Source organism: Mycobacterium sp. 360MFTsu5.1, from assembly GCF_000383495.1.
Classification (GTDB): domain Bacteria; phylum Actinomycetota; class Actinomycetes; order Mycobacteriales; family Mycobacteriaceae; genus Mycobacterium; species Mycobacterium mucogenicum_B.
In genome coordinates this window covers 179270-204923 of sequence record NZ_KB911462.1, presented here as the reverse complement: position 1 = coordinate 204923, position 25654 = coordinate 179270, and the positions used below count along the sequence as shown (strand labels likewise).

Here is a 25654-nt window from a genome sequence, read left to right as displayed (position 1 = left end):
AAGAACCGGCAGCAGTAGCCCGTGAACATCCTGGCGCGCGTCTTCCGTCGCACTCCGTCGCTGCAGTCGCGCGTCGCGTTCGCCACCGGTATCGCCGCGGCCATCGTGGTCGGGATCGTCGGCACCATCGTGTGGATCGGCATCACCAACGACCGCAAGGAACGCCTGGACCGTCGCCTCGACGAGGCCGCCGGCTTCGCGATCCCGTTCCTGCCGCGCGGGCTCGACGAGATTCCGCGGCCACCGCACGACGAGAACGTCGTCATCACGGCACGCCGGAACGGCCAGGTCAGCTCGAACTCGAATGTCGTGCTGCCCGAACTGCCGGTCGGCTACGCCGACACCGACGTCAACGGCATCCGCTACCGGGTGCGCACGGTGCAGATCCACATGCCGGACCCGATGCTGGTGGCGGTCGGCGCCACGTATGACGCCACGATCGTCGACACCAACAATTTGCATCGCCGGGTGATCGCGTTGTGCGCGTTCGCCATTGGTGCGGCCGCCGTCGCGGGCTGGGCGCTGGCCGCGTTCGCGGTACGTCCGCTCAAACGGCTGGCGCAGCAGACGCGCGACATCGATCCGGAAGGCGACGCCCCGCACATCGACGTCCGCGGCGCCACCGAGGCCGTCGAGATCGCCGACGCGGTCAAGGGTCTGGTGGACCGCGTGTGGGAAGAGAAGGGCCGGACCAAGGCCGCGCTGGCGTCGGCCCGTGACTTCGCGGCGGTGTCGGCGCACGAGCTGCGCACCCCGCTCACCGCGATGCGCACCAACGTCGAAATCCTCAGCACGCTCGACCTTCCCGACGAGCAGCGCAAGGAAGTGCTGAGCGACGTCGTGCGCACGCAGTCGCGCATCGAGACCACGCTGTGGGCGCTGGAGCGGCTGGCACAGGGCGAGCTGTCCACCGTCGATGACCATGTGCCCGTGGACATCACCGAACTCCTGGACCGCGCCGCGCACGATGCCATGCGCGTGTACCCCGACCTGGAGGTGTCGCTGGTGCCGGCGCCGACCATCATCATCGTGGGACTGCCTGCCGGACTGCGGCTTTCGGTCGACAACGCGATCGCCAACGCCGTCAAGCACGGCGGTGCGTCGAAAGTTCAGCTGTCGGCGGTCACTTCGCGCGCCGGGGTCGAGATCGCCGTCGACGACGACGGCTGCGGCGTACCCGAAGATGAGCGTCTGAGGGTCTTCGGACGGTTCAATCGCGGTTCCACCGCGTCGCACTCGGGCTCCGGGCTGGGCCTGGCGCTGGTGGCCCAGCAGGCCGAATTACACGGCGGCACCGCGACATTGGAGACCAGTCCACTCGGCGGGACGCGGCTGCTGCTACAGCTGCCCGGGCATCACTGAGGACTTCCACATTGACCCTGTATCCAGGGTGCATTTGTTCGAGTGCGGTGCGCCGTCAGTTCAGGGTCAACAGTCCTCGGCTCTGAAGTCGAGTTGACCCTGCATCCTGGGTGCAGATGTGCGAGTAGGGCTCAGCGAGGACGCACACTCAACCGCCGGCCCGCTCAGCCGACGGTGATCTCGACCCGCCGGTTCTTCGCGCGGCCTTCTTCGGTGCCGTTGTCGGCGATGGGGTTGGCGGAGCCAGCCCCGCGGGCCGTCATGTTCGCCGCCAGCACACCGTTCGAAACCAGCGCGGCGGCAACGGCTTTGGCCCGGGTGTCACTGAGCTTGAGGTTGACGGCGTCGCTGCCCTGGTTGTCGGTGTAGCCGATCACGGTGACCGCACCGTTCGGGCAGCCGGCCCGGATCTTGTCGGCGACCTGCCCCAGCAGCCGGCGGGACTCCCCCGTCATCTGCGAGCCGCCGGTGACGAAACTGATCGGGGTGCGCAGCAGTTCGGTGACGTCGGCCTGCACCTTCGCACAGCGGCCGCCGGCCGGGGACGGAGCGGGCGCGGGTGCAGGAGCGGGAGCCGACGAGGGCGCCTGCGCAGGCGGCGCCACCGGACCACCCGGCGCCGGAATCTGAATGTTGTTGGCCAGCTTCGCCCCGGGGAACGACAGGGCCGCGGCGCTCTGCACCTCACCGGCGACGTCGAGGTTGGGCGCCGTTCCCATCAGCGTGATGGTGGCGCCGTCGATGGACAGCCCGAAATCAGTGATGGCATCGGCTGCGGAGAGGACGTTGCCGATGGCCGCCATGTCCGGGGTCCCGGCACCGTCGACGACGGTGGTCTTGTCGTCGAGGCTGGCGTTCAGCCACTGCGCCTTCACCGCGGCGGCCAGTTCGGACTTCGACCGGGTGTTGGCGAGGCTGCCCGTCAGTGTGATGGTGTTGCCGTCGCGGGCCAGCGCGAACGGCGCGGAGGTCAGCTCGGGCTGTGCCGATGTCGGTACCGCCGAGGCCGCGATGGAACTCGGCGCCCGGTGTTCGTCCGAGGTGCCGAACACCACCCAGCCGACGGCGGCGACGACGGCCACCACGACCGCCAGCACCGCCACCCTGCCGCGCGTGCCGAGGCGACGAACGCTGCCGGACGGCTCGATGACGTCAGCTGTGTCCGGCATCGCGACAACCCTCCCTGAAACAAGATCGAGCCTAGAGCCCGGCAGCTGTGGAGACGGCGCGTTGCCGCCATGACACGCCACAACCGCCGGGCTCTAAGCCCGACAGAAAGTCGATCAGGTCAGCGGACGCCGACGAGGTCGATGACGAAGATCAGCGTCTTGCCGGACAGGCGGTGCCCGCCACCGGCGGGACCGTAGGCCTGTGCGGGCGGGATGGTCAGCTTGCGCCGGCCGCCCACGCGCATCCCGGGGATGCCGTCCTGCCAGCCCTGGATCAGGCCGCGCAGGGGGAATTCGATGGTCTCGCCGCGGTTCCAGGAGCTGTCGAACTCCTCACCGGTGTCGTACTCGACGCCCACGTAGTGGACCGTGACGTTGCCGCCGGGCACCGCCTCGGCACCGTCGCCGACGATGACGTCCTCGATCACCAACGTCTCAGGTGCCGGGCCGTCCGGGAATTCGATCTCAGGTTTGGTGTTTGCCACGGGACCACCGTAGTCGGGCACCTGCCGCGGGTGGACGGGAACCGCACCCCTAGTGGCGGCGCAGCCGGCTCAGCAGGTCGCGGAGTGTGGTGAGCTCGTCGGCGTCCAGCGTGGCGAACACCGGCGGGGCCGGGTCATCGATCTGGCCGATGCCGCGCAGCACCGCGCCCCCGGCGTCCGTCAGTGACACCAGTTTGCAGCGCCGGTTCTCCGGATCCGGTTGGCGCACAACCAGTCCGCGTTCTTCGAGATCGTTGATCGCGACGGTGGTGGCCGGCGCGTCCATGCCGGTCGCGGCGGCGATCTCTTTGGCCGTCATGGCCTTGGCATCCAGCCGGCGCAGAATCCGGGCCCGACTGAAGGGCAATCCGGTCTGCTCGACCACCGCACGTTTCCAGCTGTCGCGGTTCTCGACCACGACGGCGGCCATGGTCTGCCAGACCTCGTCGGCCAGCGGATCAGTGGACACCGGCCGGCTCCGGCTCACGCGATCCCTCGATCAGTGGCGCCAGCCGCTCCGCGGAGCGCAGTGCACGCGGCGAGGTCGAGGCGAAGCCGAGGACGGCGACCGCGACGCCGATCGCGACGCACATCCACCACAGCGGCCGGGCCTGCGTCGCGAAGTCGACGCCGCTGCCGGCCAGGGCCGAGCCGGCGATAGAACCGCACAGTGCCACACCGATACTCACGCCCACCTGGCGGCTGGTAGACGTCACCGCCGCCGCGGCGCCGGCGCGCTCCACCGGCATGCCGCTCACGGCGGCGTTGGTCACTGGCGCATTCATCATCGCGAACCCTATGCCGTACACCGCGAAAATGACGACCACTCGCCACATGGGCGTCGTCGCGGTCAGCGTCGTCAGCATGAGGGCGGCCGAGGCCATCAGGACACCGGCGACCATCAGTGACGGCCGGGCACCGTAGCGGCCGACGATCCGTCCGGACAACGGTGAAAAGACCAGGGCACCAATGGCGATGGGCAGATAGATGATGCCGGTGTGCATCGCCGAGTAGTGCCGCTCGTTCTGCAGGTAGAACGACATCATGAACAGGAACGCGCCCCAGCCGGTCAGTGCCAACACAGCCGTCACGGTGGCGCCGGCGAACGGGATGCTGCGGAAGAAGCGCAGATCGATGAACGGGTCGTGGCGCCGGCGCTCGTAGCGCAGGAAGCCGACGAGGGCGACGGCCGCCAGCACCGCGATGGCCACGGTGCGGGGGTGGCTCCAGCCCATCCCCGGCCCCTCGATGAGGGTGAAGACCAGGCTGAAGAGGAACACCACCGCGAGCCCCTGACCGATCGGGTCGACGTCGCGCATGGTGCCCGACTTGCTCTCGGGGACGAAGACGGCCGTCAGGACGATGGCGGCCAGACAGATCGGCAGGTTGATCCAGAACACCGACCGCCAGCCGACGGCGTGGATCAGCAGGCCACCGACGGTCGGGCCCAGCGCCATCGAGATACCGACGACCGCGCCCCAGAAACCGAGTGCCCGGGCCCGCTCCACCCTGTCGGTGAAGACCTGCGAAATGATCGACAGGGCAACAGGATTGAGCATCGAGCCACCGATGCCCTGAACCAGGCGGGCGGCGATCAACGCGTCCGCGGTCGGCGCGAGGCTGCACAGCAGGGAACCGAACGCGAAGATCGTCAGGCCGATCTGGAAAACCCGCCGCCGGCCGAACCGGTCACCGGCGGCGCCGGAGAGCATCAGCAGCGAGGCCAGCACCAGCGTGTAGACGTCGACGACCCACTGCATCTGGGCGGCGCTGGCGCCGAGGTCGCGGCGGATCGACGGGATGGCGACGTTCACGATGGTGGAGTCCATCGACACGATCAGCAGACTCAGGCAGCAGGAGATCAGGATGATCGTCTTGCGCCGTGAGGTGAGCGCGTCGATAGTTGTATTCACACAACAATTGTGAAACTACAACCGTTGCTGAGGCAACGGAGTTTCGGCGTGAGATTGGCGACACGGGCAGGACGCGCGCGCTCGGCGCCCGCGAGCGGCCTCGAATTGCACGCAAAAGGCGGCGTGTTGCCGTACAAACACGGCCGCTCGCGGGAAAAGAGAACGCGGCAAGCTCGCGGGAAATGGGAAAAGAGAAAGCCCCTCACGCACAGTGCGCAAGGGGCCGTCTCGGTGAAACTCAGTGGTTGGGGTAATCCCGCTCGGTGTAACCGGTGTAGATCTGGCGCGGTCGGCCGATCTTGGTGCTCGGGTCGGCGCTCATCTCGCGCCAGTGCGCGATCCAGCCCGGCAGGCGGCCGAGGGCGAACAGCACGGTGAACATGCGGGTCGGGAAGCCCATGGCCCGGTAGATCACGCCGGTGTAGTAGTCGACGTTCGGGTACAGCTTGCGCTCGACGAAGAAGTCGTCGGTGAGGGCGATCTCCTCCAGCGACTTGGCGATGTCGAGCAGCTCGTCGTCGCCGCCCAGCTTGCCGAGGATCTTGTCGGCCTGCTCCTTGACGATGCGCGCCCGCGGGTCGTAGTTCTTGTAGACCCGGTGGCCGAAGCCCATGAGCTTCACGCCGTCTTCGCGGTTCTTGACCTTCTTGACGAAGTCGCGGACATCGCTGTGCTCGGTGCGGATCTTCTCCAGCATCTCCAGCACGGCCTGGTTCGCGCCGCCGTGCAGCGGGCCCCACAGCGCGTTGATGCCGCCGGAGATCGAGGTGAACAGGTTGGCCTGCGACGAGCCGACCAGACGCACCGTCGACGTCGAGCAGTTCTGCTCGTGGTCGGCGTGCAGGATGAACAGCATGTCCAGGGCGCGGACCAGCTCCGGGTCCACCTGGTACGGCTCGGCCGGCAGGCCGAACGTCATGCGCAGGAAGTTCTCGACGAGGTTCAGCGAGTTGTCCGGGTACAGGAACGGCTGACCGACCGACTTCTTGTAGGCGTAGGCCGCGATGGTGGGCAGCTTGGCCAGCAGGCGGATGGTCGACAGCTCGACCTGCTCGGGATCCTTCGGATCGAGCGAGTCCTGGTAGTAGGCGCTCAGCGCGTTGGCCGCCGACGACAGCACCGGCATCGGGTGCGCGTTGCGCGGGAAGCCGTCGAAGAACCGCTTGAGGTCCTCGTGCAGCAGGGTGTGCCGCTGAATCTTGGTGGTGAACGCCTCGAGTTCGGCGGCCGTCGGCAGCTCGCCGTAGATCAGCAGGTAGCTGACCTCGATGAAGTTCGACTTCTCGGCGAGCTGCTCGATCGGGTACCCGCGGTAGCGCAGGATGCCGGCGTCACCGTCGATGTAGGTGATGGCGCTCTTGGTGGCCGAGGTATTGACGAAACCACCGTCGTACGTGGTGTAACCAGTCTTGGCCAGCAGCGAGCCGAGCTCGATGCCGTCCGATCCCTCGGTGGCGCGCACGATCTTGAGATCGACCTCGCCCCCGGGATACCGGAGGTTGGCTACGTCGTCAGAGCTGGAGGTGTCGGCCACTTGAACCCCTTTTGCGGTGTCGACTTGCAGTGTCGGCAGGTGAAACGTCCGGGACTAGACGGTAGTCGTTAAGAGAACTATGTGCTTGCTCGGGTCGCCATAACCCCGCTGTCAAGCATCAGTTGCGAGCCACCCGATAGCGCACGAACGCGGGTACCACCAGGACCGAGACGACGACGCCGACCACCACCAGGACGCCACCGCCCGTCGCGGCCACCGTGGTCCCCACCACCGCGGCCGCCGCGCCGTGCGCCGCGTCAGCAATCCGCGGACCGCCCGCGACCACCACGGTGAACACGCCCTGCAAACGGCCCCGCAGCTCGTCGGATGCGGCTTCCTGCAGGATCGTGCTCCGGAACACCGCCGAGACCATGTCGGCGGCGCCGCCGACAGCCAAGAGCACCAGTGCGATCCAGAGGAATCCGTCGGGCCGGCCGGTGGCGTGGCCAACCGCCAGCCCGAAACCGGCCATGGCCGCGCCCCACACGACAATCGAGACCACGACCGCCAGACCCTGTCTGCGAACCCGGGGCAGCCATCCCGAGAACACCCCGCCCGCGACCGCGCCGACGGCCATCGCCGCCGACAACAGCGCCATCGCCGTCCCGCCCGCGACCGGCCCGCCGAAGTTCTCGTGGGCCATCTGCGGGAACAGCGCCCGCGGCATGCCGAGGATCATCGCGATGAGGTCGACCACGAAAGACATGAGGACGACGCGGTTGCCCGACAGGTAGCGGAAACCGTCCAGCACGGCCGCGAAACCCCAGCGTGAGGTGTCGTCGTCGGGCGAGTGCTCAGGTGGCATCGGGGTGAGCCGGAACGTGGCCCAGATCGGCGCGATCGTGGTGAGGGCGTCGATGAAATACAGCGTCGACAGATCCACCCACCGCAGCAGAACGCCGGCGAGCAGCGGGCCGATGATCGCGCCGGCCTGGAACACCGTCATGTTGAGCGAGTTGGCGGCAGGCAACTGCTCGGCCGGCAGCATCCGTGGGATGGCAGCCGAGCGGGTCGGTGAGTTGATGGCGTAGAACGCCTGCTGCACCGACAGCAGACACAGCACCAGCCAGACGTTGTTCAGCCCGGCAGCGGCCTGCACCCACAACAGCACCGACGCGACCGCCAGCCCGCACGACGCGATGATCAGCAGCCGTCGGCGGTCCATCGCGTCGGCCCAGGCGCCGCCCCACAGGCCGAACACGATGAGCGGCACCACGCTGAACACGCCCGCCAGCCCGACGTACGCCGAGTTCTGCGTCAGCGCGTACAGCTGCACGGGCACCGCGAAGATCGTCAGGTTGGCGCCGATCACCGTGACGACGCTGGACCCCCACAGGCGGCGGTAGTCGGGGTTGCGCAGCGGTGTGGTGTCGGCGATCAGACCTCTCAGGGCTGGAGCCGTTCGATGCGATCGCCGGTGATGCGAATCCTGTTGTGTACCCGGTTCTCTCGGCCCTGCCAGAACTCGATCACTTCCGGGGCGATGAGGTAGCCGCCCCAGTTCGGCGGCACCGGCACGTCCGGTACGTCGGCGAATCGCTCGGTCACGTCACGCAACTGTTCCAGCAGCGCCGCCCGCGAGGCAATCGATTTTGACTGGTGTGACGCCCACGCCCCCAGCTGCGAACCGCGCGGCCGCTTCGACCAGTACTCGGCGGTGTGCGCCGCGTCGACCTTCGTCACCGGACCACGGATGTGGATCTGACGGCCCAGCAGGTACCAGGGGAACGTCGCCGACGCGTAGGGCACCGCCGCCAGCTGGTCGCCCTTGTCGGAGTCGTAGTTGGTGTAGAAGGAGATGCCCGTCTCCTCGATCGACTTGCACAGCACCGACCGGGTGACGGGGTGGCCCTGCGCATCGACGGTGCCCAGCACCATCGCGTTGGGTTCGGAGACCCCGGCCTGCACGGCGTCGGCCATCCAGTCGCGGAACAACGCCAACCAGCCCCGGTCCAGCCAGTCGACGTCGAGGTCGACGCTGCCGTCCTTCTCTGTCGACCCGTATTCGACCCGCATCCGGGCCAGATGATCCGCCGACTGCTCCACGTGATCGGATGCCATGATCGGCGACGGTACGCCCATGCGGTGACACAATGCAGACATGGCGTCAGACGCACCCCGGGACCATTCAGTATTCGTCTCGGCGGCAACAGCTTTCGCGGACCTGGTGGCACGAATTCCGGCCACGGCCTGGGACGGTCCCGGACTGGGCGACTGGGATCTGCGGGCGTTGGTGGGGCACACCTCGCGGTCGCTGATCACCGTCAGCGCCTACCTGCGCACGCCCGCCGACCGGGAGGACGTGACCGGACCGGCGCACTACTACGCGCTGATGCGCGGCTACGCCACCGGCAGCCCCGACATCGTCGAACGCGGCCGGGAGGCCGGGCGCAACCTGGGGACCGACCCCGCCGCCAAGGTCACCGACCTGCTGCGCCAGGTCCGGACCGACCTGGACGGGGCTGGCGACCCCCTGATCACCGTGATCGGCGGTCTGGGCATCCGGCTGAGCAACTACCTGCCGACGCGGGTGTTCGAGCTGACGGTGCACAGCCTCGACATCGCGCGGGCCACCGGAATGGACGTCGGGTTGCCCGACGCGGCGCTGCACGACGCCACCGTGCTGGCGGCGCAGATCGCGGCGCTGACGGGTCAGGCCGCGGAAGTGCTGCCGGCGCTCACCGGACGCGGTGGTCTACCTGCTGGTTTCTCCGTCGTCTGACCGTTTGTTACCGGCCGGTAGCCCTCGGCCCACCCGCTAGTGGAACAATTTCGGCATGACAGAGGCAACGTCAGTGTCGACGCCGCAGATCCCCGAGAACTTCGTCGCCGGCTTGGAAGGCGTGGTGGCCTTCACGACCGAGATCGCCGAACCGGACAAGGACGGCGGCGCCCTGCGCTACCGCGGCGTCGACATCGAGGACCTGGTGAGCCACCGCGTCACGTTCGGTGACGTCTGGGCCCTGCTGGTGGACGGCGAGTTCGGCCGGGGTCTGCCGGCCGCCGAACCCTTCCCGCTGCACGTGCACTCGGGCGACGTCCGCGTCGACGTCCAGGCCGCACTGCCCACCCTCGCCCCGCTGTGGGCCTTCAAGCCGCTGCTCGACATCGACGACGACACCGCGCGCGATCAGCTGGCCCAGACGTCGGTGACGGCGCTGTCGTTCGTCGCCCAGTCGGCCCGCGGCATCTACCGGCCCGCCGTGCCGCAGCGCATCGTCGACGAATGCCCCACTGTGACAGCGCGTTTCATGACTCGCTGGCAGGGTGAGCCGGACCCGCGGCACATCGAGGCCATCGACGCCTACTGGGTCAGCGCCGCCGAGCACGGCATGAATGCGTCCACCTTCACCGCGCGCGTCATCGCGTCCACCGGCGCCGACGTGCCCGCGTCATTGTCCGGCGCGATCGGCGCCATGAGCGGCCCGCTGCACGGCGGCGCCCCCGCCCGCGTGCTGCCGATGATCGAGGAGACCGAGCGCACCGGCGATGCCCGGGCCGTGGTCAAGGGCATCCTGGACCGCAAGGAAAAGCTGATGGGCTTCGGGCACCGGGTGTACCGCGCCGAGGACCCGCGGGCCCGCGTGCTGCGCGCCACGGCCAAGCGCCTGGACGCCCCGCGCTTCGAGGCCGCCGCCGCGCTGGAGCAGGCCGCCCTCGCCGAGCTGCGCGAGCGCCGTCCCGACCGGGCCATCGAGACCAACGTCGAGTTCTGGGCCGCGGTGATCCTGGACTTCGCCCAGGTGCCCAGCGCGATGATGCCCGCCATGTTCACCTGCGGCCGCACCGCGGGCTGGTGCGCGCACATCCTGGAGCAGAAACGCCTCGGCAAGCTGGTCCGCCCGGCGGCCATCTACGTCGGCCCACAGCCGCGGCCCGCGGACTCGGTGGCCGGCTGGGACAGCATCGCGCACAGCTGACACCGCGAGGCATTTCGGGCTCGATTTCTTGTCACCGATGAGAAGTAGCGTTGGAGATGGTCATAACCAATGACCCCAATCCGCGCAGTACCGCTCTGAGGAGAACACGATGACCGAGTCCCAGACCTTCCTCGCCCCGCACCTCGTCGTCGGCGACGGCGCCGCTGCAATCGACTTCTACGTCAAGGCTTTTGGCGCCACCGAGCTCGGCCGGGTGCCCGGGCCCGACGGCAAGCTCATGCACGCCGCACTGACCATCAACGGGTCGAACGTCTACCTCAACGACGACTTCCCGGAGATGTGTGGCGGCAAGTCGCAGACCCCGACGGCCTTCGGTGGCACGCCCGTCACCATCCACCTGCAGGTGCCCGACGTCGACGCGGCCTACCAGCGCGCCATCGACGCCGGCGCACGCGAACTGATGGCCCCGCAGGACATGTTCTGGGGTGACCGCTACAGCCAGGTGGAGGACCCGTTCGGGCACCACTGGTCGCTGGCGCAGACCGTGCGCGTGGTCAGCCCGGAGGAGATCGCCGAGGCGATGGCAGCCCAGCAGGGCTAGCGATCAGCGATTTGTGCACGATTTTCCGCGGTGACCGCGGAAAATCGTGCACAAATCACCAGGAAAAGAGCCGCTGACGCAGCGACGGCTTCGGCGCGCCGGCGGCCGCGGCCACCATGTCGGACACGTCGATGAACTTGTCCCTCGGCCGGTCGGCACCGCCGCGCGCGATCTCGGCCGCGTCGATGGCCCGCCACCCGGCCATGTCGACCACATCGGGCCGCCGGTTGCGGATGAGCTGTTGCAGCGCACCACTTTTCGCGGTCGGCTCACTGAGGCGGCTGGCGTTGTAGTCGGCGACCAGCCGGTCGACGGTGTGCGCCGCGCACGACTTGTTGGTGCCGATGAAGCCCGTCGGACCACGCTTGATCCAGCCCGCGACGTAGCTGCCACGAACGGGCTCACCGGTGGCCGGATCGATGACACGGCCCTCGTCATTGGGGACCACACCGGCGGCATCGTCGAACGGCAGGCTGCGAATTGCCTTGCCGTGGTAACCGATTGACGTCAGCACCAGGCCCGCGTCGAGCTGACGGACCTCATCGGTGCCGGTGACGGTGAACTCGATGCCGGTGACCTTGTCCGAGCCGAGCACGCGGGCGGGCGTCAGCTCGTAGGCCAACCGGATCCGCGGCTTCGAATTCTGCAAACGCGCCGGTTCCGAATTCTCGGGCAGCTTGGTGAGGATCTCGAGCTTGTGACGCGTCAGTGCGTCCGTCTCGGCTTCCAGATCCCGGCGAACCAGCTCGTGGTCGGCGGCGTCGAGCACCACGTCGCACGTCGACGTCAGGCCGATCAGCTCGGGCAGGGTGAACGCCGAGTGGATGGGGCCGCGCCGGGCCACGATGACCACCTCACGCACCTTCGAGTCCCGCAGCGCGGCGAGAGCGTGATCGGAAATGTCGGTGCGCGCCAACGAATCCGGGTCGGTGGTCAGGATGCGGGCGACGTCGAACGCGACGTTGCCGTTTCCGATGATCACCGCCCGCTCGTGACTCAGGTCGACCGGCAGATGCGAGAACTCGGGGTGCCCGTTGTACCAGGCCACCACCTCGGTGGCGGTTCCGGTTCCGGGCAGCCCCATGCCCTCGATGTCGAGGCGCTTGTCGTTCGGCGCACCGACCGCGTACAGCACGGCGTGGTGGTGCTCCAGCAGCTCGGCGTGCGTGATGTCCCGCCCCACCTCGACGTTGAGGTAGAAGTCGAGCCCGCGGCGCTTCGTGATCTGGTCGAACAACCGCGTCACACCCTTGGTGCTCTGGTGGTCGGGGGCGACCCCGGCGCGCACCAGCCCGTAGGGCGTCGGCAGCTTCTCGAAGATGTTGACCCGGACCCCGCGCTGGGTCAGCAACTCGTCAGCGGCGTACATGGCGGCCGGCCCGGAGCCGACGATCGCGACGCGCAGCGGGCCGTGCGGCCGCTGGTCGACCGCCGGGGCGTCGGGCACCGGCGCCAGCTTGGACGTCGGCGGCAGCTTGCCCTCGTACTTCGGGTAGAAGGACGCGTTGAGCTCGATGAACGGCAGCTGAGCTTCGGTCAGCTTGGTGTCCGGCTTGATGGCGCCGACCGGGCAGGCCGTGATGCAGGCACCACAGTCCACGCAGGCGGCGGGATCGATGAACAGCATTTCGGCGGTAGCGAAACCCGGCTCGTCCGGGGACGGGTGAATACAGTTCACCGGGCATGCGAAGACGCATGAACCATCGCTACAGCACGACTGGGTGATGACGTGCGGCATGAGTTATCTAAATGCTCAGGCGGCGACCACGACGTGCTGTCGCTGCGGCTCGCTGCGGTACCGGCTCGGCGGGCCGTCGATCTTGCAGATCTTCCACATGAGCTTGGCCAGCGGGTTCATCAGGCCGGTGTCGTACGACAGCATGCGGACGTCGGAGAACATGTTGCGCAGGAACATGCGCGACTCGGGGGCGTCGAAGAACAGCTCGCTGCGGACCGACTTCGGGATGTCGAACTTCTTCCAGAAGGCGCGCGGCGGCACGACGATCGCCGAGCACAGGATGCGCATGGTGACCGGGACGAACAGCGACAGCCAGAACTTCTTCCAGCGGGTCAGCTCCGGCACGCGCTTGTGCAGGTACTCGTGCGCGAACGAGATGTGCCGGGCCTCCTCGGCCACGTGGATGGCCATGACCCGCTCCATGATCGGGTGCAGCTCGGTGCCCTCACGCAGGATGTTCTTCTGGGTGTGGTCGATGGGCTCCTCGCCGGCGAGCACGCCGAAGAAGAACGGGATGGGCGCCGGGCCGGCGGCCAGCGGGATCAGCGGCTGAATCCACTTGAGCAGCTTGGGCATGCCCGGGACGTCAACACCCATGTGGTTGACCATCTCCTGGAACATCAGGGTGTGGTTGCCCTCTTCGATGGCCTCGTGGGTGCAGTAGCGGAACTCCGGCGACCCGTTGGGAACCCAGAACGCGTACTCCATCAGGCCGCGGATGAGGATGTTCTCGAAGTGCAGGCCGACCTTGGCGACGTTGGCCTGGCGCCACATGCCGATCTCGATCTGGCGTTCCTGCGACTGCGACTGGTACCACGGGTGGCCACCGAGCGGGTCGGTGTCCGGGAGGATCCAGCGCGGGTCGTTGGGCACGACGGCAAACTCGGGAGAGTCCCAGGCGATGTCCTGGTATGGATTGAAGTTGCGCCGCACCGACCCCTCGGACAGCGTGGCAAGCTTCTCCACGTAGACAGTGTCATCCAGCACGTCCATGTTCCGGCGCCAACGACGGATCATCCGGGTACGAGCCATTTCGAGCCTCCCAAGGCTGTTGTGTCAGCTTTACAATCGGCTGTCTTGTGTCGAACGGTACCGGAGGTACCACCTAAAAACTAGTGCCCGCCGTCACACATCTGGACACCTAATGTGACGGTCATCACACCTGCGTGCTGAACCGTCGGGCAAGCAGCCGGATCCCCACGTCACCGGCCGTCGACCTGCAACTACGCTGAGGGCCATGGCTGAGCTCACCATCCCCGCCGACATCAAGCCCGCCGACGGACGCTTCGGCTGCGGCCCGTCCAAGGTTCGCCCCGAGCAGCTGACCGCGCTGGCCGCCGCCGGCGACCTGTTCGGCACCTCGCACCGTCAGGCCCCGGTCAAGAACCTGGTCGGGCGCGTGCGCGACGGCATCAAGCAACTGTTCTCCACTCCCGACGGCTACGAGGTCATCCTCGGCAACGGCGGTTCGACCGCGTTCTGGGATGCCGCCGCGTTCGGCCTCATCGACAAGCGGTCGCTGCACCTCACCTACGGCGAGTTCAGCAGCAAGTTCGCGTCGTGCGTCGCCAAGAACCCGTTCGTCGGCGACCCGATCATCATCAAGGCCGACGCCGGCAGCGCGCCCGCCGTGCAGTCGGACCCCGACGTCGACGTCGTGGCCTGGGCCCACAACGAGACTTCCACGGGTGTCGCGGTGCCGATCCAGCGTCCCGCCGGTGACGCCCTCGTCGCGATCGACGCCACCTCGGCCGCCGGCGGCCTGCCGGTCAACATCGCCGACACCGACGCCTACTACTTCGCGCCGCAGAAGAACTTCGCCTCCGACGGTGGCCTCTGGATCGCCGTGATGAGCCCGGCCGCGCTGGCCCGCGTCGAGCAGATCGCCGCCACCGACCGCTGGGTGCCCGACTTCCTGTCGCTGCCCATCGCGGTGGAGAACAGCCTCAAGAACCAGACCTACAACACCCCGGCGATCGCGACGCTGATCCTGCTCGCCGAGCAACTGGACTGGCTCAACGGCAACGGCGGCCTGGACTGGGCCGTGAAGCGCACCGCCGACTCGTCGCAGCGGCTGTACTCGTGGGCCGAATCGCGTCCGTTCACCACGCCGTTCGTCGCCGATCCGGCGCTGCGGTCGCAGGTCGTCGGCACCATCGACTTCAACGACGACGTCGACGCCGCCGCGGTCGCAAAGGTGTTGCGCGCCAACGGGATCGTCGACACCGAGCCGTACCGCAAGCTGGGCCGCAACCAGCTGCGCGTGGCCATGTTCCCGGCCGTCGACCCCGACGACATCAGCGCGCTGACGGCGTGCGTCGACTGGGTCGTGGAACGCCTCTGAGCGCCACTTGACACCTAACCGAGGCGCGCAGTCCATGAAGGGCTGCGCGCCTCGGTGTGTCAGCACGGTTACGAGTCGATAACGCGCTAGGGTGAGCCGTTAAGCCGCGTCCTAGGAGGTCACCAATGAGGGAACTCAAGGTCGTCGGACTCGACGCCGACGGCAAGCGCATCATCTGCGAAACCGCCGACACCGCCGAAAAATTCGTGGTGCGCGTCGACAATCGACTGAAGGCCGCCGTCCGCGGCGACCGGGCCGCCATCAACCAGACGGAGATCGAAGTCGAGGTCGAGGTGCCGAACTCCTTGCGTCCCCGTGACATCCAGTCCCGCATCCGGGCCGGCGCCTCCGTCGAGCAGCTCGCCGCAGCTGCGGGCGTGACCCCGGAGCGCATCATGCGCTTCGCCCACCCGGTGCTGCTGGAGCGCTCCCGCGCCGCCGAACTCGCCAGCGCGTCGCACCCGATCCTGCCCGACGGCCCTTCGGTGCTGACCCTGCTCGAGACCGTGACCGGCGCCCTGATCTCCCGCGGCCTCGACCCCGAAGCCACCAAGTGGGACGCCTGGCGCAACGAGGACAGCCGCTGGACCGTGCAGTTCGGCTGGAAGGCCGGACGTTCGGACAACGTCGCGCACTTCCGGTTCAGCCCCGGCGCCCACGGCGGCACCACCACGGCGTTCGACGACGCCGCGACCGAGCTGATCGACCCCAACTACACCCGCCCGGCCCTGCGGTCGGTCGCGCCGCTCGCGCAGCTGCACTTCGAGGAATCGGTCGCCGAGATCCCGATGCCCGTCCGCCAGCCGGAACCCGCGCCCGCTCCGCAGCCCGCGCCCGCCCCGGTCGTCGTCATGACGCCGGCCCCGGCCGCTCCCCCGGTGCCCGCCGCGCCGGTGGCCCCGCCGGCACCCGAGCCCATCCCCGTGCCGGAGCCGGCAGCAGTCGTCGAGACCCCCGAGCCGGCCGCTCCCGCACCGCGTCCGCGCAAGAAGAAGCCCGAGATTCCGGCGTGGGAAGACGTCCTGCTCGGCGTGCGGGCCAACGGCCAGCGCTGATCTTGTTGCGTTGACCCTGCACTGAGGGTCTCCGCTAGTCGCACTTCTGCGCCATAGCTACAGAGTCAGCCATAGCTACAGAGTCAACGGCAGGCGGGGCTAGCGGCCCAGGGCAATCGCGAGCGTCGCGATCCAGCCCAGCGCCACACCGACACCGGCGCCCCAGACGAACCAGCGCCACACCGGGCGCACCCGCCAGGCCCACACCGTCGGGGCCAGGCCACCGACCGCGACGGCGTTCAACCCGACCGCCAGCAGCGGATGCACGCGCAGCAGCCCGAGGGACAGGACGATGATGGCGGCGGCCGTCACGGCAGCGACGAACGCCGACACCGTCAGTCCGGTGCCCCAGGGCGTCTGCGACCGTGTCGTCATCTGAGCCAATCTAGCCCGCCGTTCGGGCGCGTTCGTAGAACGCCAGCGCGGCCGCCGTGGCGACGTTCAGCGAATCGGTGCCGCGCGACATCGGAATGCGCGCCCGCACCTCGCAGGCCCGCATGGTGTGTTCGGTCAGACCCGGGCCTTCGGCTCCGACGAGCACCCCGACCTTCTCGCCGGCCAGCGGCGCGAGGGCCTCGGCCAGCGGCACAGACCCCGCCCCCGGCGTCATGGCGATTAAGTGAAAGCCGTTGTCCTGCATCAACTTCAGATCACCGGGCCAGGACTCCGCGCGGGCGTAGGGCACCAGCAGGGCGTGGCCCATCGACACCCGGACCGCGCGGCGGTAGAGCGGATCGGCGCACCCGGCGCCGAACACCACCGCGTCGACGCCGAGGCCGGCGGCGTTGCGGAAGATCGAGCCCAGGTTCTCGTGGTCGTTGACACCCTCGAGCACCGCGACGGTCCGCGCGCCCCGCAGCACCTCGGGCACCGTCAGTTCGACGGGCCGGGGCGCCGCGGCGAGTACGCCGCGGTTGAGGTGGAAGCCGACGACCTCGGCCATCACCTCGGCGCTGGCGCGGTAATAGGGCACGCCGCAGCCGGCCAGGTCGTCGGACAATTCGCGCAGCCGGCGATCGGTACCGAGGAACGCGCGCGGACTGAACCGCGAGGCCAGCATCCGCTGCGCGACCAACACGCCTTCGGCGATCACCAGTCCCTTGCCCGACGGCAGGTCAGGCCGACGGTCGACGCTGTTGAGATCGCGAAAATCGTCGAGCCGCGGGTCGGCGGGATCGGTGACGTCGATGACGATGACGTCGTCCATCGCGTCGAGGTCCGTCGCGGCACTCACTGGGCTTCGTCGATGATCGCGAACATCAGGTCCGCCGCGGCCAGCAAGGTCGCGCGGTCCTCCTGCTTGAGCTTCTCGAGCCGGCCCTGCAGCCACTCCATGCCGGCCCGGCGCTCGGCCTCGAACAGCTCCTCGCCGGCCTTGGACACCACCACCAGCACCTGGCGCCGGTCATCCGGATGCGAACTGCGCTCCACCAGCCCCAGCTCGACGAGCGACGCGATGACGCGCGTCATCGACGGCGGCCGCACCCGCTCCCGGGTGGCCAGTGCGCCCGGCGTCATCGGGCCGTCCTTCGCGAGCGTGGCCAGGGCCGACAACTGCGTCAGGGACACCGGGGAATCGGGACGACGGAATCGCAACTGCCGCGCCAGCCGCACGACGGCCAGCGACAGGTCATTGGCCAAGCGGTCATCGGCGTCCGTCACGAGCAGATAGCGTACCGATCGATCGACTAGCGTTAGAGGAGATGGCCACGCCCGCGCACGAACATCCGGCGGCACCCGTTCCGCCGGCCCTCCCCGACCGCCTCCTCGACCCGGTTCCGGTGATCGTGGTGATAGCGGTCGGCTGGCTGGTGGCAGTGGTGCTGGCCTTCACCGTCGCGGCCCTGCACGGCTGGCGGCCGGTGACCGTCGCGGGCCTCGGAGTCGGTGTCCTGGGCACCTCTATATTTCTGTGGCAACGCAGCGCGGCCCGGCGCGGCGCACGAGGTGCCCAACGCGGCCTGCGCTGACCATTCACATCTCGATAGGGAGAGTCCGATGGCTGGAGAAACACCTCTGCTGCAGGCAGACATCACCATCAACGCGCCGGTGGCCAAGGTCTGGGCGTTGGTCTCCGATCTCGACAACATGCCCAAGTGGAGCCCGCAGTGTCGGGTGATGAAGTCGGTCGGCGCCGTCAAGGTCGGCACCAAGACCGTCAACCTCAACCGTCGTGGCGCGCTCTTCTGGCCGACGACCTCGACGATCACCGCGGTCGACCCGCAGAAGAAGCTGTCGTTCCGGGTCAACACCAACAACACCCAGTGGACCTACGACCTCGAGCCCGCAGGCACCGGCACCAAGCTGACCGTGAGCCGGCGCGCGGAAGCCGTGAAGCCGATCTCCAGCACGCTGATCAACCGCTTCATGGGCGGAGTGCCGAGCTTCGAGGTGGAGCTGGTCGAGGGCATGAACACCTCGCTCAGCCGGATCAAGGCCGCGGCCGAAGGCGCTTAGCCGAGGTCGAGTACGCCGTCGTCGAAAGGCTCGAAGGCCGGTGAGCCGATGGGCTCCGGCGGCGGCGTGTCCGAGTGGGCGCCACAGCCGTACTCTGCCGACACCACACGGCCGTCGGCGGACAACTCGTTGGCGCACACGCCGAACACCAGGCCGAGCGACCCGGACAGCGGCACGTAGAAGCCACAGCCACGACAGGTCCGGCGGGTGGCGCGGGCCATGGCGGCATTCGGGCCGAAGTCGCCGTCCTGCCAGCGCTGTGCGGCATCCGTGCGGCCCCAGTCGCTGAGCACCTGCTTGCGGCCGAACCCGACCTCGGCAGCCACCTCGTCCCACTCGGGATCACCGGAGGCCAGATAACCGGGCACCAGCCGGGGGTCGTCGGGCGGCGGCGCCAGCAGATCACCCGGGCTCAGATCACCCGGCTGCACGCGCTCGTGCCACGGCACCCACTGCGGGGCCAGCAGCGCGTCGGGTCCCGGCACCAGGACCACTTCGCTGACGGTCGTGTGGTCGGCGCCCGGGTAGGTCGCCAGCACCACGGCCCACTGCCAGCCGTGGTAGCCGGACATCGAAGCGAGGAAACGATGCGTCACCGACGCCGGGTCGTCGAAGCTGGCGCCCAGGTACTCGCCGACGACGCCCTCGCCACTGAACTCGACGATCGCGGCGCGGGCCTGGTCGACCGCGCCCATCAGGATCGGGGTCAGGTCGGGCAGGTCGGCTTCTTCTTCGACAACCGCCTCGGCTTCCGGGGCTTCCTCAGGGGTCGCCTCGGTCGCGGGCGCGTCGTCGGTCGCCACGACCTGGACCTCATCGACGGCGGCCTCGACAGCCGGGGACTCGTCGGCCGCCTGCGGCTGCGGCTCGTCCACGGTCTCGGGCGCCTCGGCGGCGTCCGGTGCGTCGGCAGCAGCTTCGACCGCGTCGGCGGATTCCGCGGCGGCTTCAGGCGTCGGCACCTCGACCGGCGTCTCAGTCGGCGTCGACTCGTCCGGCGTCACGGCTGCCGATTCGGTGTCATTGGGCATGTCCATCGTGATCAATACTGCCTGACCACCCAGGACAAGGCCACACCGCCTGCCTGCGCGCCGCCGTCGGCTGCATGGGGAACAATCGTGCTCATGAGTGGACCGCGGGATGCCGGGAGGTCGGGGGATCCCCGCTACTACCCGCCGCGCCCACCGCGCCGCGGTGACGAAGAGCATCCGGGCATGGCCAACTATCCGAGCGATCCTGGTCATTCCCGCCGCCGGCCGCCGCCGCGGGGGTCGTCGTCGCACAGCGACAACCGGTGGCTGCCGCCGCTCGACGACGATCACCACAACGGTCACGGGTACGACGACGACTACGACGACCGGCGCCGCGGTGACGACGACCGGCGTCGCGGCCCCGCGGGCGGCGAGAAGATCACCGTCACCCGTGCCGCCGCCCAGCGCAGCCGCGAGATGGGCACCAAGGTGTACGGGCTGGTGCACCGCGCCGCGACCGCCGACGGCGCCGACAAATCCGGCCTGACGGCGCTGACCTGGCCCGTCGTCGCGAACAACGCGCTCGACGCGGCGATGGGCATCGCGCTGGCCAACACCCTGTTCTTCGCGGCGGCCTCGGGCGAGTCCAAGAGCAAGGTGGCCCTGTACCTGCTCATCACCATCGCGCCGTTCGCGGTGATCGCCCCGCTCATCGGGCCGGCGCTGGACCGCGTGCAGCACGGCCGGCGGGTCGCGCTGGCCGTGTCGTTCGCGCTGCGTGTCGTGCTCGCGCTGGTGTTGATCGGCAACTACGACGGCGCCACGGGCAGTTATCCGCCGTGGGTGCTGTACCCGTGCGCGCTGGGCATGATGGTGCTGTCCAAGTCGTTCAGCGTGCTGCGCAGCGCCGTGACGCCGCGGGTGCTGCCCCCGACGATCGACCTCGTCCGGGTCAATTCCCGGCTCACCATGTTCGGACTGCTGGGCGGCACCGGGCTGGGCGGCGGCCTCGCCGCGGCGTTCGAGTACACCTTCGGCCTGATACACCTGCCGGGCGCGCTCTACGTCGTCGCCGTCGTCGCTGTCGCGGGTGCCGTGCTGACGATGCGCATCCCCAAATGGGTCGAGGTCACCGAGGGTGAGGTGCCGGCGACGCTGTCGTATCACGCGCCGACCGAGCAACTAAGGCACCCGCATCACGACAAGTCCCCGCGACAGCCGTTGGGCCGCAACATCATCACGTCGCTGTGGGGCAACTGCACCATCAAGGTGCTCGTCGGGTTCCTGTTCCTGTACCCCGCGTTCGTCGCCAAGTCGCATGACGCCGGTGCGTGGGAGCAGCTGAAGATCCTCGGGCTCATCGGCGCCGCCGCGGGTATCGGAAACTTCGCCGGCAACATCGCCAGCGCCCGGCTCAAACTGGGACACCCCGCGCAGGTGGTGGTCCGCGCAACGGTCATCGTCACCGCCTCGGCGATCGCCGCCGCGGTGGCCGGCAATCTGATGGTGGCCGCGGCCGCCGCGCTCATCACCTCGGCCGCCACGGCGATCTCCAAGGCATCGCTCGACGCCTCGCTGCAGCACGACCTGCCAGAGGCGTCGCGGGCATCGGCCTTCGGCCGGTCCGAGTCGGTGCTGCAGTTGGCCTGGGTGATCGGCGGCGCCGTCGGTGTGCTGATCTATACCGACCTCTGGGTCGGGTTCACCGCGGTCAGTGCCCTGCTGATCCCCGGGCTGGCCCAGACCCTCGTGAGCTACAACGGTGGCTCACTGATCCCGGGCTTCGGCGGCAACCGGCCCGTACTAGCCGAGCAGGAAGGACCACGGCCCGATCCCGCGGCAATGCCCGGGGCGCGCCAAGGATGGATATGAAACGAGTTCTCGCGCTGTTGGCAGTGGTCGCGGTGCTGTCGGCGACGGCCACGGGCGTCCTGGTCTGGCGGCTGACGCGGCACCAGGGCCCGGGCTTCCCCGAGATCAGCGCCTTCACCGACGGCCAGCTGACCCGAGTCGGGCCGTACCGCTACTGCGATGTGCACCTGAAGGCGTGCGACGTACCCGCCACGACGGGCGAACTGCACGTCACGGCGCGGCACCCCATTCAGCTGTCGGTGCCGCAGCCGGTCGCGCGCGCACCGTGGGTGCTGCTGCGCGCGTACGAGGACGGCGGTTCCACCGTCAGCGAGTTCCGGCCGAACCAGCGGCTGGCCGTGACCATCCCGACCGTCGACCCGCATCACGGCAAGCTGCTCGGGCTCGCCGTCCAGTTGCCCACTCTGGCAAGGGATTCCGACGGCAACGAGTTCCCGCTGCCGCACGCCGAATGGGCCGTGCGGACCGTCTGGCCGTAGCCGCCAGGCCTATACAGCCCAGTGACCGGCCGGCACCTGCTCACCGTCGCGGACTGGGCCAGGCGGTGTACCGTCACCGAAAGGCCTGCCGCCCAACGCTTCCCGGCCGTGCGGCGTCAGCCAGTTGGCCAACTCGGGACCCTTCGGCACGATCTGCGTCGGATTGATGTCGGCGTGCACGATGTAATAGTGCTGCTTGATCTGCACGAAATCGACGGTGTCGCCGAAGCCGGGTGTCTGGAACAGGTCCCGGGCGTACGCCCACAGCACCGGCATCTCGGTGAGCTTGGACCGGTTGCACTTGAAGTGCCCGTGATAGACCGGGTCGAACCGGGCCAGCGTGGTGAACAGGCGCACGTCGGCCTCGGTGATGGTGTCCCCCACCAAATACCTTTGGCTGCTGAGCCTTTCGGTCAGCCAGTCCAGCGCGGTGAACAGCCGGTCATAGGCGGCGTCGTACGACTCCTGTGACCCCGAGAACCCGCAGCGGTAGACGCCGTTGTTGACCTCGGTGTAGACGCGCTTGGCGACGGTGTCGATCTCGTCGCGCAGGTGCTCCGGGTACAACTGCGGCGCGCCGTCGCGGTGATACGCCGTCCATTCGGTGGACAGGTCGAGCGTCAGCTGCGCGAAGTCGTTGGTCGCGACCGCGCCGGTGGGCACGTCGACGATCGCCGGCACCGTGATGCCCTTCGGGTAGTTCGGGACGCGCTTGAAGTACGCGTCCTGCAGCCGCGGGATTTTCAGCACCGGGTCGACGCCACCGGGGTCCAGGTCGAACGTCCAGCTGCGCTGATCGTGCGTCGGACCGCAAAAGCCAATGGAGAGAACATCTTCCAGGCCCAGCAGCCGGCGGACGATGATGGCGCGGTTGGCCCAGGGACAGGCCCTGGCGACGATCAGCCGGTACCGGCCGGGTTCCACGGGGTACCCGTCACGACCGTCGGCCGTGATCCGGGTGCTGATGTAGTTGGTGTCGCGGGTGTATTCAGAACCTGGGTTGACGTAGGACACGTCCCCAGTCTGCCCGCGAACAGTTGGCTTGTGTGCGAGAAATCAGCCGACTCTCGGACACAAGCCAACGTTCCGCGGATAGATCAGGCGTCGAGTTCGCGCGCGACGGCCTTGACCACCTCGGACACCTTGCGGGCGGTCTTGCGGTCGGGGTAACGGCCCCGGCGCAACTCGGACTGCACGGCGTCCTCGAGGAGGGTGATCATGTCCGACACCATGCCGTGCAGCTCGTCGGGCGTGTGCTTGTGCTCGGGCGCAGCCGCCTCACGACGGGTGCGCGACAGGCTCGGCGGCGGGTCGATCAGCTTGAGGCTCAGCGCCTGCGGACCGCGGCGTCCGGCAGCGACGCCGAACTCGACGCGCTGACCGGCCTTGAGACCTTCAACCCCGGCGGGCAGCGCCGAAGAGCGGACGTAGACGTCCTCGCCCTCTTCCTGAGAGAGGAAGCCGAAGCCCTTCTCCGTGTCGTACCACTTAACCCGGCCGCTTGGCACTGGTCTCACCTGCTCGTTCTCAACATACGGTTACATAACGAAAGCGCCCCACCTCCGCAGGACGCGTTGGCGTTGATTCTACTCGGCCACCTCCGATCGCAGCATCCCCATTACTCGGTAGGCTGAAGCCTCTATTTATAGGAGGTGACATGCGCCTGATCCTGAACGTCATCTGGCTGGTTTTCGGTGGCCTCTGGCTGGCGCTCGGCTACTTCCTCGCCGCACTGATCTGCTTCATTCTGATCGTCACCATTCCGTTCGGCGTCGCCGCGGCCCGCATCGGCGTGTACGCGCTGTGGCCGTTCGGCCAGACGGTCGTCGACAAGCCCGGCCCGCGTCCGGGTGCCCTGGTCGGCAATGTGATCTGGCTGGTGCTGTGCGGCTGGTGGCTGGTGCTCGGCCACATCGCCACCGCCATCGCCCAGGCGCTGACCATCGTGGGTATCCCGCTGGCGCTGGCCAACCTCAAACTGATCCCGGTGTCGCTGCTGCCCCTCGGCAAGCAGATCGTCCCGGTTGACCAGACCCACCCCGCACCAGCCTGGCAGAAATGACGCTCACGCCACTCGGCCTCCCGACCATCGCGCGGCCTGTCGGTCCGGCCCCGGCGACGGGGCCACTGATCGACACGTACGGCCGTGTCGCCGCCGATCTGCGGGTGTCACTCACCGACCGCTGCAATCTGCGCTGTACCTATTGCATGCCGGCCGAGGGCCTCGACTGGCTGCCCGGCACCGACCTTCTCACTCTCGAAGAGCTCACCCGGCTGATCCGGGTGGCCGTGACGCGGCTGGGCATCACGGGCGTGCGGTTCACCGGCGGCGAGCCGCTGCTGGTTCCGCATCTGGAGGACGTCGTCGCGGCGGCGGCCGCGTTGCAACCACGTCCGGCCATCGCCGTGACCACCAACGGCATCGGATTGGCCAAGCGCGCGGCCGCATTGAAGAAGGCCGGCCTCAATCGCGTCAACGTCTCCCTCGACACCGTGGACCCGGACCGGTTCGCCGCCATCACCCGGCGCCGGCGGCTCCCCGACGTCCTCGACGGCCTGGCCGCCGCCAAGGCCGCAGGGCTGAGTCCCGTCAAAGTCAATGCGGTGCTCGACCCGGCGACTGGGCTGGACGACGCCCCGGCGCTGTTGCGCTTCTGCCTCGAGCACGGATACCAGTTGCGGATCATCGAGCAGATGCCGCTGGATGCCGGGCACCACTGGCAGCGGGGTTCGGTCCTGCAGGCCGACCAGATTCTCGCGGCGCTGCGGCGCGAATTCAGCTTGCGCCCGGACCCGGCGCCGCGGGGTTCCGCACCCGCCGAGCTCTGGCAGGTCCACGAGGACGGCGCGGTGCTGGGCACCGTCGGCGTCATCGCGTCCGTCTCCGCCGCGTTCTGCGGCACGTGTGACCGCACCAGGCTGACGGCCGACGGCCAGGTGCGCAGCTGCCTGTTCTCTCAGCAGGAGACGGATCTGCGGGCGTTGCTGCGAGGCGGCGCCGACGACGATGCGCTCGAGGCCGCCTGGCGGGCCGCGATGTGGGCCAAGCCGGCGGGTCATGGAATAAACGATCCGGGTTTCGTCCAGCCGGACCGCCCGATGAGCGCGATCGGCGGCTGACGGTGGCTGAACTGGTGGTGACGGTGCGCTATTTCGCCGCCGCGAAGGCCGCAACCGGAATCGAGACCGAAACGTTGCAGCTCAATGAGGGTGTAACCGTCCGCGATCTGGTGAACTCCATTGGTACCCGTGGGGCAGATGTGGCAAAAGTGCTCTCACGCTGCTCATTTCTGCGCGACGGCGTCGCCGTCCGCGATCTGGACACCGCGCTCGCGACGGCCGAGACGCTCGATGTCTTACCCCCCTTCGCCGGCGGCTAATTGTGAAATGCCTCACATAACGAATCGGTAACGACCTGGCTGTGGCGCCCCTGACCCGCAACAACACCTGCGAAAACGCCGAATCAGCCAGCGGCTTTAAAGTCCTCTCATAATTTGCTCGGGCCCGAAACGCCCAAAATCCGTCGAGGTGACGGAACCCACCTGACCCGATACCGTCGTCTCTCAAGCCAGAGCGACCCTTTGGCACCCGCACCTGAAACGCCTAGCTCCATCCATCAGGTGCGGCCGACGACAACCCGTGGATGGAGGCGGGGGACCCAACCGGTCCACCGAGGAAATCAGGACCAGGAGCCTCGGCTCCTTGGGGTGAAGCCTGCTCTGCAGGCCGGGCAACCTCTCCAGCCCGAACCCGACAGCTGACCTCGCAGGCGTTGACGAGAGGACTGCTTTTT

Annotated in this window: 28 protein-coding genes and 1 riboswitch; of the genes, 13 read left to right on the top strand and 15 right to left on the bottom strand. The window is 68.5% G+C overall.

Translation table 11 applies throughout. The features are described 5' to 3' along the window. The first annotated feature begins 21 nt into the window (after positions 1–21). Complete coding sequence (locus H289_RS0101130) at positions 22–1362, top strand: sensor histidine kinase (protein WP_020098912.1); 1341 nt, start codon at positions 22–24, stop codon at positions 1360–1362. A gap of 164 nt (positions 1363–1526) precedes the next feature. Here the strand turns inward: H289_RS0101130 and arfA are convergent, their stop codons facing one another. The 7 genes from arfA to pdxH all read right to left on the bottom strand — a co-directional run bounded on the left by arfA (position 1527) and on the right by pdxH (position 8524). After that, positions 1527–2531, bottom strand: a complete 1005-nt coding sequence (gene arfA / locus H289_RS0101125; protein WP_020098911.1) for a channel-forming protein ArfA/OmpATb — start codon at positions 2529–2531, stop codon at positions 1527–1529. Positions 2532–2650: 119 nt separating this feature from the next. Further along, entirely contained in the window at positions 2651–3016 is a 366-nt protein-coding gene (locus H289_RS0101120) for an FKBP-type peptidyl-prolyl cis-trans isomerase (protein ID WP_036419981.1), read from the bottom strand. Between the two features lie 49 nt (positions 3017–3065). After that, positions 3066–3485, bottom strand: a complete 420-nt coding sequence (locus H289_RS0101115) for a MarR family winged helix-turn-helix transcriptional regulator (protein ID WP_029104647.1) — start codon at positions 3483–3485, stop codon at positions 3066–3068. Continuing rightward, positions 3475–4929, bottom strand: a complete 1455-nt coding sequence (locus tag H289_RS0101110; RefSeq protein ID WP_020098908.1) for an MFS transporter — start codon at positions 4927–4929, stop codon at positions 3475–3477. Before H289_RS0101110 ends, H289_RS0101115 begins: the two co-directional genes overlap by 11 nt. Positions 4930–5167: 238 nt before the next feature. Continuing rightward, positions 5168–6463: a citrate synthase gene (locus H289_RS0101105; RefSeq protein WP_020098907.1), complete on the bottom strand. Its 1296-nt coding sequence runs from the start codon at positions 6461–6463 to the stop codon at positions 5168–5170. A 118-nt stretch (positions 6464–6581) separates the two neighbouring features. Then, positions 6582–7853, bottom strand: coding sequence for an MFS transporter (locus H289_RS0101100; protein WP_029104646.1), 1272 nt, complete (start codon positions 7851–7853; stop codon positions 6582–6584). Beyond that, complete coding sequence (gene pdxH / locus H289_RS0101095) at positions 7850–8524, bottom strand: pyridoxamine 5'-phosphate oxidase (protein ID WP_036419980.1); 675 nt, start codon at positions 8522–8524, stop codon at positions 7850–7852. The genes H289_RS0101100 and pdxH overlap by 4 nt, the downstream gene beginning before the upstream one ends. A 40-nt stretch (positions 8525–8564) precedes the next feature. Here pdxH and H289_RS0101090 point away from each other — a divergent pair, with 40 nt between their 5' ends. The 3 genes from H289_RS0101090 (at position 8565) to H289_RS0101080 (ending at position 10945) form a co-directional block, all read left to right on the top strand. Further along, complete coding sequence (locus H289_RS0101090; RefSeq protein ID WP_029104644.1) at positions 8565–9185, top strand: maleylpyruvate isomerase N-terminal domain-containing protein; 621 nt, start codon at positions 8565–8567, stop codon at positions 9183–9185. 55 nt (positions 9186–9240) lie between these two features. Next, a complete protein-coding gene (locus H289_RS0101085) occupies positions 9241–10383 on the top strand; it encodes a citrate synthase 2 (RefSeq protein ID WP_036419926.1) in 1143 nt (380 codons plus the stop codon). A 109-nt stretch (positions 10384–10492) separates the two neighbouring features. Further along, the gene (locus H289_RS0101080; RefSeq protein WP_020098902.1) at positions 10493–10945 is read left to right on the top strand and encodes a VOC family protein; all 453 of its coding nucleotides are present in this window, start codon (positions 10493–10495) and stop codon (positions 10943–10945) included. Between the two features lie 55 nt (positions 10946–11000). Here the strand turns inward: H289_RS0101080 and H289_RS0101075 are convergent, their stop codons facing one another. Both H289_RS0101075 and H289_RS0101070 read right to left on the bottom strand, forming a co-directional pair. Beyond that, positions 11001–12683 (bottom strand): FAD-dependent oxidoreductase, encoded by a 1683-nt coding sequence (locus tag H289_RS0101075; RefSeq protein WP_029104643.1) that lies wholly within the window; start codon positions 12681–12683, stop codon positions 11001–11003. Positions 12684–12698: 15 nt separating this feature from the next. Further along, positions 12699–13715: an AurF N-oxygenase family protein gene (locus H289_RS0101070; protein ID WP_029120319.1), complete on the bottom strand. Its 1017-nt coding sequence runs from the start codon at positions 13713–13715 to the stop codon at positions 12699–12701. A gap of 205 nt (positions 13716–13920) precedes the next feature. Between H289_RS0101070 and serC the strand changes: the two genes are divergently transcribed. Both serC and sepH read left to right on the top strand, forming a co-directional pair. Next, a complete protein-coding gene (gene serC / locus H289_RS0101065) occupies positions 13921–15027 on the top strand; it encodes a phosphoserine transaminase (RefSeq protein WP_020098899.1) in 1107 nt (368 codons plus the stop codon). A 125-nt stretch (positions 15028–15152) separates the two neighbouring features. After that, the gene (sepH, locus tag H289_RS0101060; protein WP_020098898.1) at positions 15153–16082 is read left to right on the top strand and encodes a septation protein SepH; all 930 of its coding nucleotides are present in this window, start codon (positions 15153–15155) and stop codon (positions 16080–16082) included. 99 nt (positions 16083–16181) lie between these two features. Here the strand turns inward: sepH and H289_RS0101055 are convergent, their stop codons facing one another. Genes H289_RS0101055 through H289_RS0101045 form a run of 3 tightly spaced genes read right to left on the bottom strand, consistent with a single transcriptional unit; the run spans position 16182 to position 17744 of the window. Then, positions 16182–16457 carry a DUF2537 domain-containing protein gene (locus H289_RS0101055; protein WP_020098897.1) on the bottom strand — a complete coding sequence of 92 codons (276 nt, stop codon included), beginning with the start codon at positions 16455–16457 and terminating at the stop codon, positions 16182–16184. A gap of 10 nt (positions 16458–16467) precedes the next feature. Beyond that, positions 16468–17289, bottom strand: a complete 822-nt coding sequence (locus H289_RS0101050; RefSeq protein ID WP_051128371.1) for a TrmH family RNA methyltransferase — start codon at positions 17287–17289, stop codon at positions 16468–16470. A gap of 23 nt (positions 17290–17312) precedes the next feature. Then, on the bottom strand, positions 17313–17744 hold the full coding sequence (locus tag H289_RS0101045; RefSeq protein WP_020098895.1) for an Rv0880 family HTH-type transcriptional regulator: 432 nt from the start codon (positions 17742–17744) through the stop codon (positions 17313–17315). A 41-nt stretch (positions 17745–17785) separates the two neighbouring features. On the opposite strand from H289_RS0101045, the gene H289_RS0101040 reads away from it, so the two are divergent. Both H289_RS0101040 and H289_RS0101035 read left to right on the top strand, forming a co-directional pair. After that, entirely contained in the window at positions 17786–18052 is a 267-nt protein-coding gene (locus H289_RS0101040; protein WP_020098894.1) for a DUF2530 domain-containing protein, read from the top strand. A 28-nt stretch (positions 18053–18080) separates the two neighbouring features. Further along, positions 18081–18539: an SRPBCC family protein gene (locus tag H289_RS0101035; protein WP_020098893.1), complete on the top strand. Its 459-nt coding sequence runs from the start codon at positions 18081–18083 to the stop codon at positions 18537–18539. Here the strand turns inward: H289_RS0101035 and H289_RS0101030 are convergent. Further along, complete coding sequence (locus H289_RS0101030) at positions 18536–19234, bottom strand: DUF3027 domain-containing protein (protein WP_051634883.1); 699 nt, start codon at positions 19232–19234, stop codon at positions 18536–18538. The two genes, H289_RS0101035 and H289_RS0101030, sit on opposite strands and share 4 nt — an antisense overlap. A 429-nt stretch (positions 19235–19663) precedes the next feature. Between H289_RS0101030 and H289_RS0101025 the strand changes: the two genes are divergently transcribed. Both H289_RS0101025 and H289_RS0101020 read left to right on the top strand, forming a co-directional pair. Further along, entirely contained in the window at positions 19664–21382 is a 1719-nt protein-coding gene (locus H289_RS0101025) for an MFS transporter (protein ID WP_081633273.1), read from the top strand. Further along, positions 21379–21861 carry a DUF2771 domain-containing protein gene (locus tag H289_RS0101020; protein ID WP_029104640.1) on the top strand — a complete coding sequence of 161 codons (483 nt, stop codon included), beginning with the start codon at positions 21379–21381 and terminating at the stop codon, positions 21859–21861. The genes H289_RS0101025 and H289_RS0101020 overlap by 4 nt, the downstream gene beginning before the upstream one ends. A gap of 9 nt (positions 21862–21870) precedes the next feature. Here the strand turns inward: H289_RS0101020 and H289_RS0101015 are convergent, their stop codons facing one another. Together H289_RS0101015 and H289_RS0101010 are read right to left on the bottom strand one after the other, a co-directional pair. Continuing rightward, positions 21871–22875, bottom strand: a complete 1005-nt coding sequence (locus tag H289_RS0101015; protein WP_020098889.1) for a glutathione S-transferase family protein — start codon at positions 22873–22875, stop codon at positions 21871–21873. 83 nt (positions 22876–22958) lie between these two features. Further along, positions 22959–23369: a cold-shock protein gene (locus H289_RS0101010; protein WP_020098888.1), complete on the bottom strand. Its 411-nt coding sequence runs from the start codon at positions 23367–23369 to the stop codon at positions 22959–22961. A 149-nt stretch (positions 23370–23518) separates the two neighbouring features. Between H289_RS0101010 and H289_RS0101005 the strand changes: the two genes are divergently transcribed. The 3 genes from H289_RS0101005 to H289_RS0100995 are packed head-to-tail and all read left to right on the top strand — an operon-like array spanning position 23519 to position 25241. Further along, on the top strand, positions 23519–23923 hold the full coding sequence (locus H289_RS0101005) for a YccF domain-containing protein (protein ID WP_020098887.1): 405 nt from the start codon (positions 23519–23521) through the stop codon (positions 23921–23923). Then, on the top strand, positions 23920–24981 hold the full coding sequence (moaA, locus tag H289_RS0101000) for a GTP 3',8-cyclase MoaA (RefSeq protein ID WP_020098886.1): 1062 nt from the start codon (positions 23920–23922) through the stop codon (positions 24979–24981). Before H289_RS0101005 ends, moaA begins: the two co-directional genes overlap by 4 nt. A 2-nt stretch (positions 24982–24983) precedes the next feature. Further along, positions 24984–25241 carry a MoaD/ThiS family protein gene (locus H289_RS0100995; protein WP_020098885.1) on the top strand — a complete coding sequence of 86 codons (258 nt, stop codon included), beginning with the start codon at positions 24984–24986 and terminating at the stop codon, positions 25239–25241. Positions 25242–25475: 234 nt separating this feature from the next. Then, positions 25476–25648, top strand: a riboswitch (cyclic di-AMP (ydaO/yuaA leader). Positions 25649–25654: the final 6 nt, after the last annotated feature.

What these genes read in the sequence shown, in the direction of transcription:
- H289_RS0101055 (WP_020098897.1), bottom strand. Translation starts at nt 16,457, where the DNA reads ATGACGACACGGTCGCAGACGCCCTGGGGCACCGGACTGACGGTGTCG.
- serC (WP_020098899.1), top strand. Translation starts at nt 13,921, where the DNA reads ATGGCTGAGCTCACCATCCCCGCCGACATCAAGCCCGCCGACGGACGC.
- H289_RS0101030 (WP_051634883.1), bottom strand. Translation starts at nt 19,234, where the DNA reads ATGGGCGCGGTCGACCAGGCCCGCGCCGCGATCGTCGAGTTCAGTGGC.
- H289_RS0101090 (WP_029104644.1), top strand. Translation starts at nt 8,565, where the DNA reads ATGGCGTCAGACGCACCCCGGGACCATTCAGTATTCGTCTCGGCGGCA.
- pdxH (WP_036419980.1), bottom strand. Translation starts at nt 8,524, where the DNA reads ATGGCATCCGATCACGTGGAGCAGTCGGCGGATCATCTGGCCCGGATG.
- H289_RS0101035 (WP_020098893.1), top strand. Translation starts at nt 18,081, where the DNA reads ATGGCTGGAGAAACACCTCTGCTGCAGGCAGACATCACCATCAACGCG.
- H289_RS0101085 (WP_036419926.1), top strand. Translation starts at nt 9,241, where the DNA reads ATGACAGAGGCAACGTCAGTGTCGACGCCGCAGATCCCCGAGAACTTC.
- H289_RS0101025 (WP_081633273.1), top strand. Translation starts at nt 19,664, where the DNA reads ATGAGTGGACCGCGGGATGCCGGGAGGTCGGGGGATCCCCGCTACTAC.
- H289_RS0101020 (WP_029104640.1), top strand. Translation starts at nt 21,379, where the DNA reads ATGAAACGAGTTCTCGCGCTGTTGGCAGTGGTCGCGGTGCTGTCGGCG.
- arfA (WP_020098911.1), bottom strand. Translation starts at nt 2,531, where the DNA reads ATGCCGGACACAGCTGACGTCATCGAGCCGTCCGGCAGCGTTCGTCGC.
- H289_RS0101050 (WP_051128371.1), bottom strand. Translation starts at nt 17,289, where the DNA reads ATGGACGACGTCATCGTCATCGACGTCACCGATCCCGCCGACCCGCGG.
- H289_RS0101040 (WP_020098894.1), top strand. Translation starts at nt 17,786, where the DNA reads ATGGCCACGCCCGCGCACGAACATCCGGCGGCACCCGTTCCGCCGGCC.
- moaA (WP_020098886.1), top strand. Translation starts at nt 23,920, where the DNA reads ATGACGCTCACGCCACTCGGCCTCCCGACCATCGCGCGGCCTGTCGGT.
- H289_RS0101080 (WP_020098902.1), top strand. Translation starts at nt 10,493, where the DNA reads ATGACCGAGTCCCAGACCTTCCTCGCCCCGCACCTCGTCGTCGGCGAC.
- H289_RS0101075 (WP_029104643.1), bottom strand. Translation starts at nt 12,683, where the DNA reads ATGCCGCACGTCATCACCCAGTCGTGCTGTAGCGATGGTTCATGCGTC.
- H289_RS0101005 (WP_020098887.1), top strand. Translation starts at nt 23,519, where the DNA reads ATGCGCCTGATCCTGAACGTCATCTGGCTGGTTTTCGGTGGCCTCTGG.
- H289_RS0101070 (WP_029120319.1), bottom strand. Translation starts at nt 13,715, where the DNA reads ATGGCTCGTACCCGGATGATCCGTCGTTGGCGCCGGAACATGGACGTG.
- sepH (WP_020098898.1), top strand. Translation starts at nt 15,153, where the DNA reads ATGAGGGAACTCAAGGTCGTCGGACTCGACGCCGACGGCAAGCGCATC.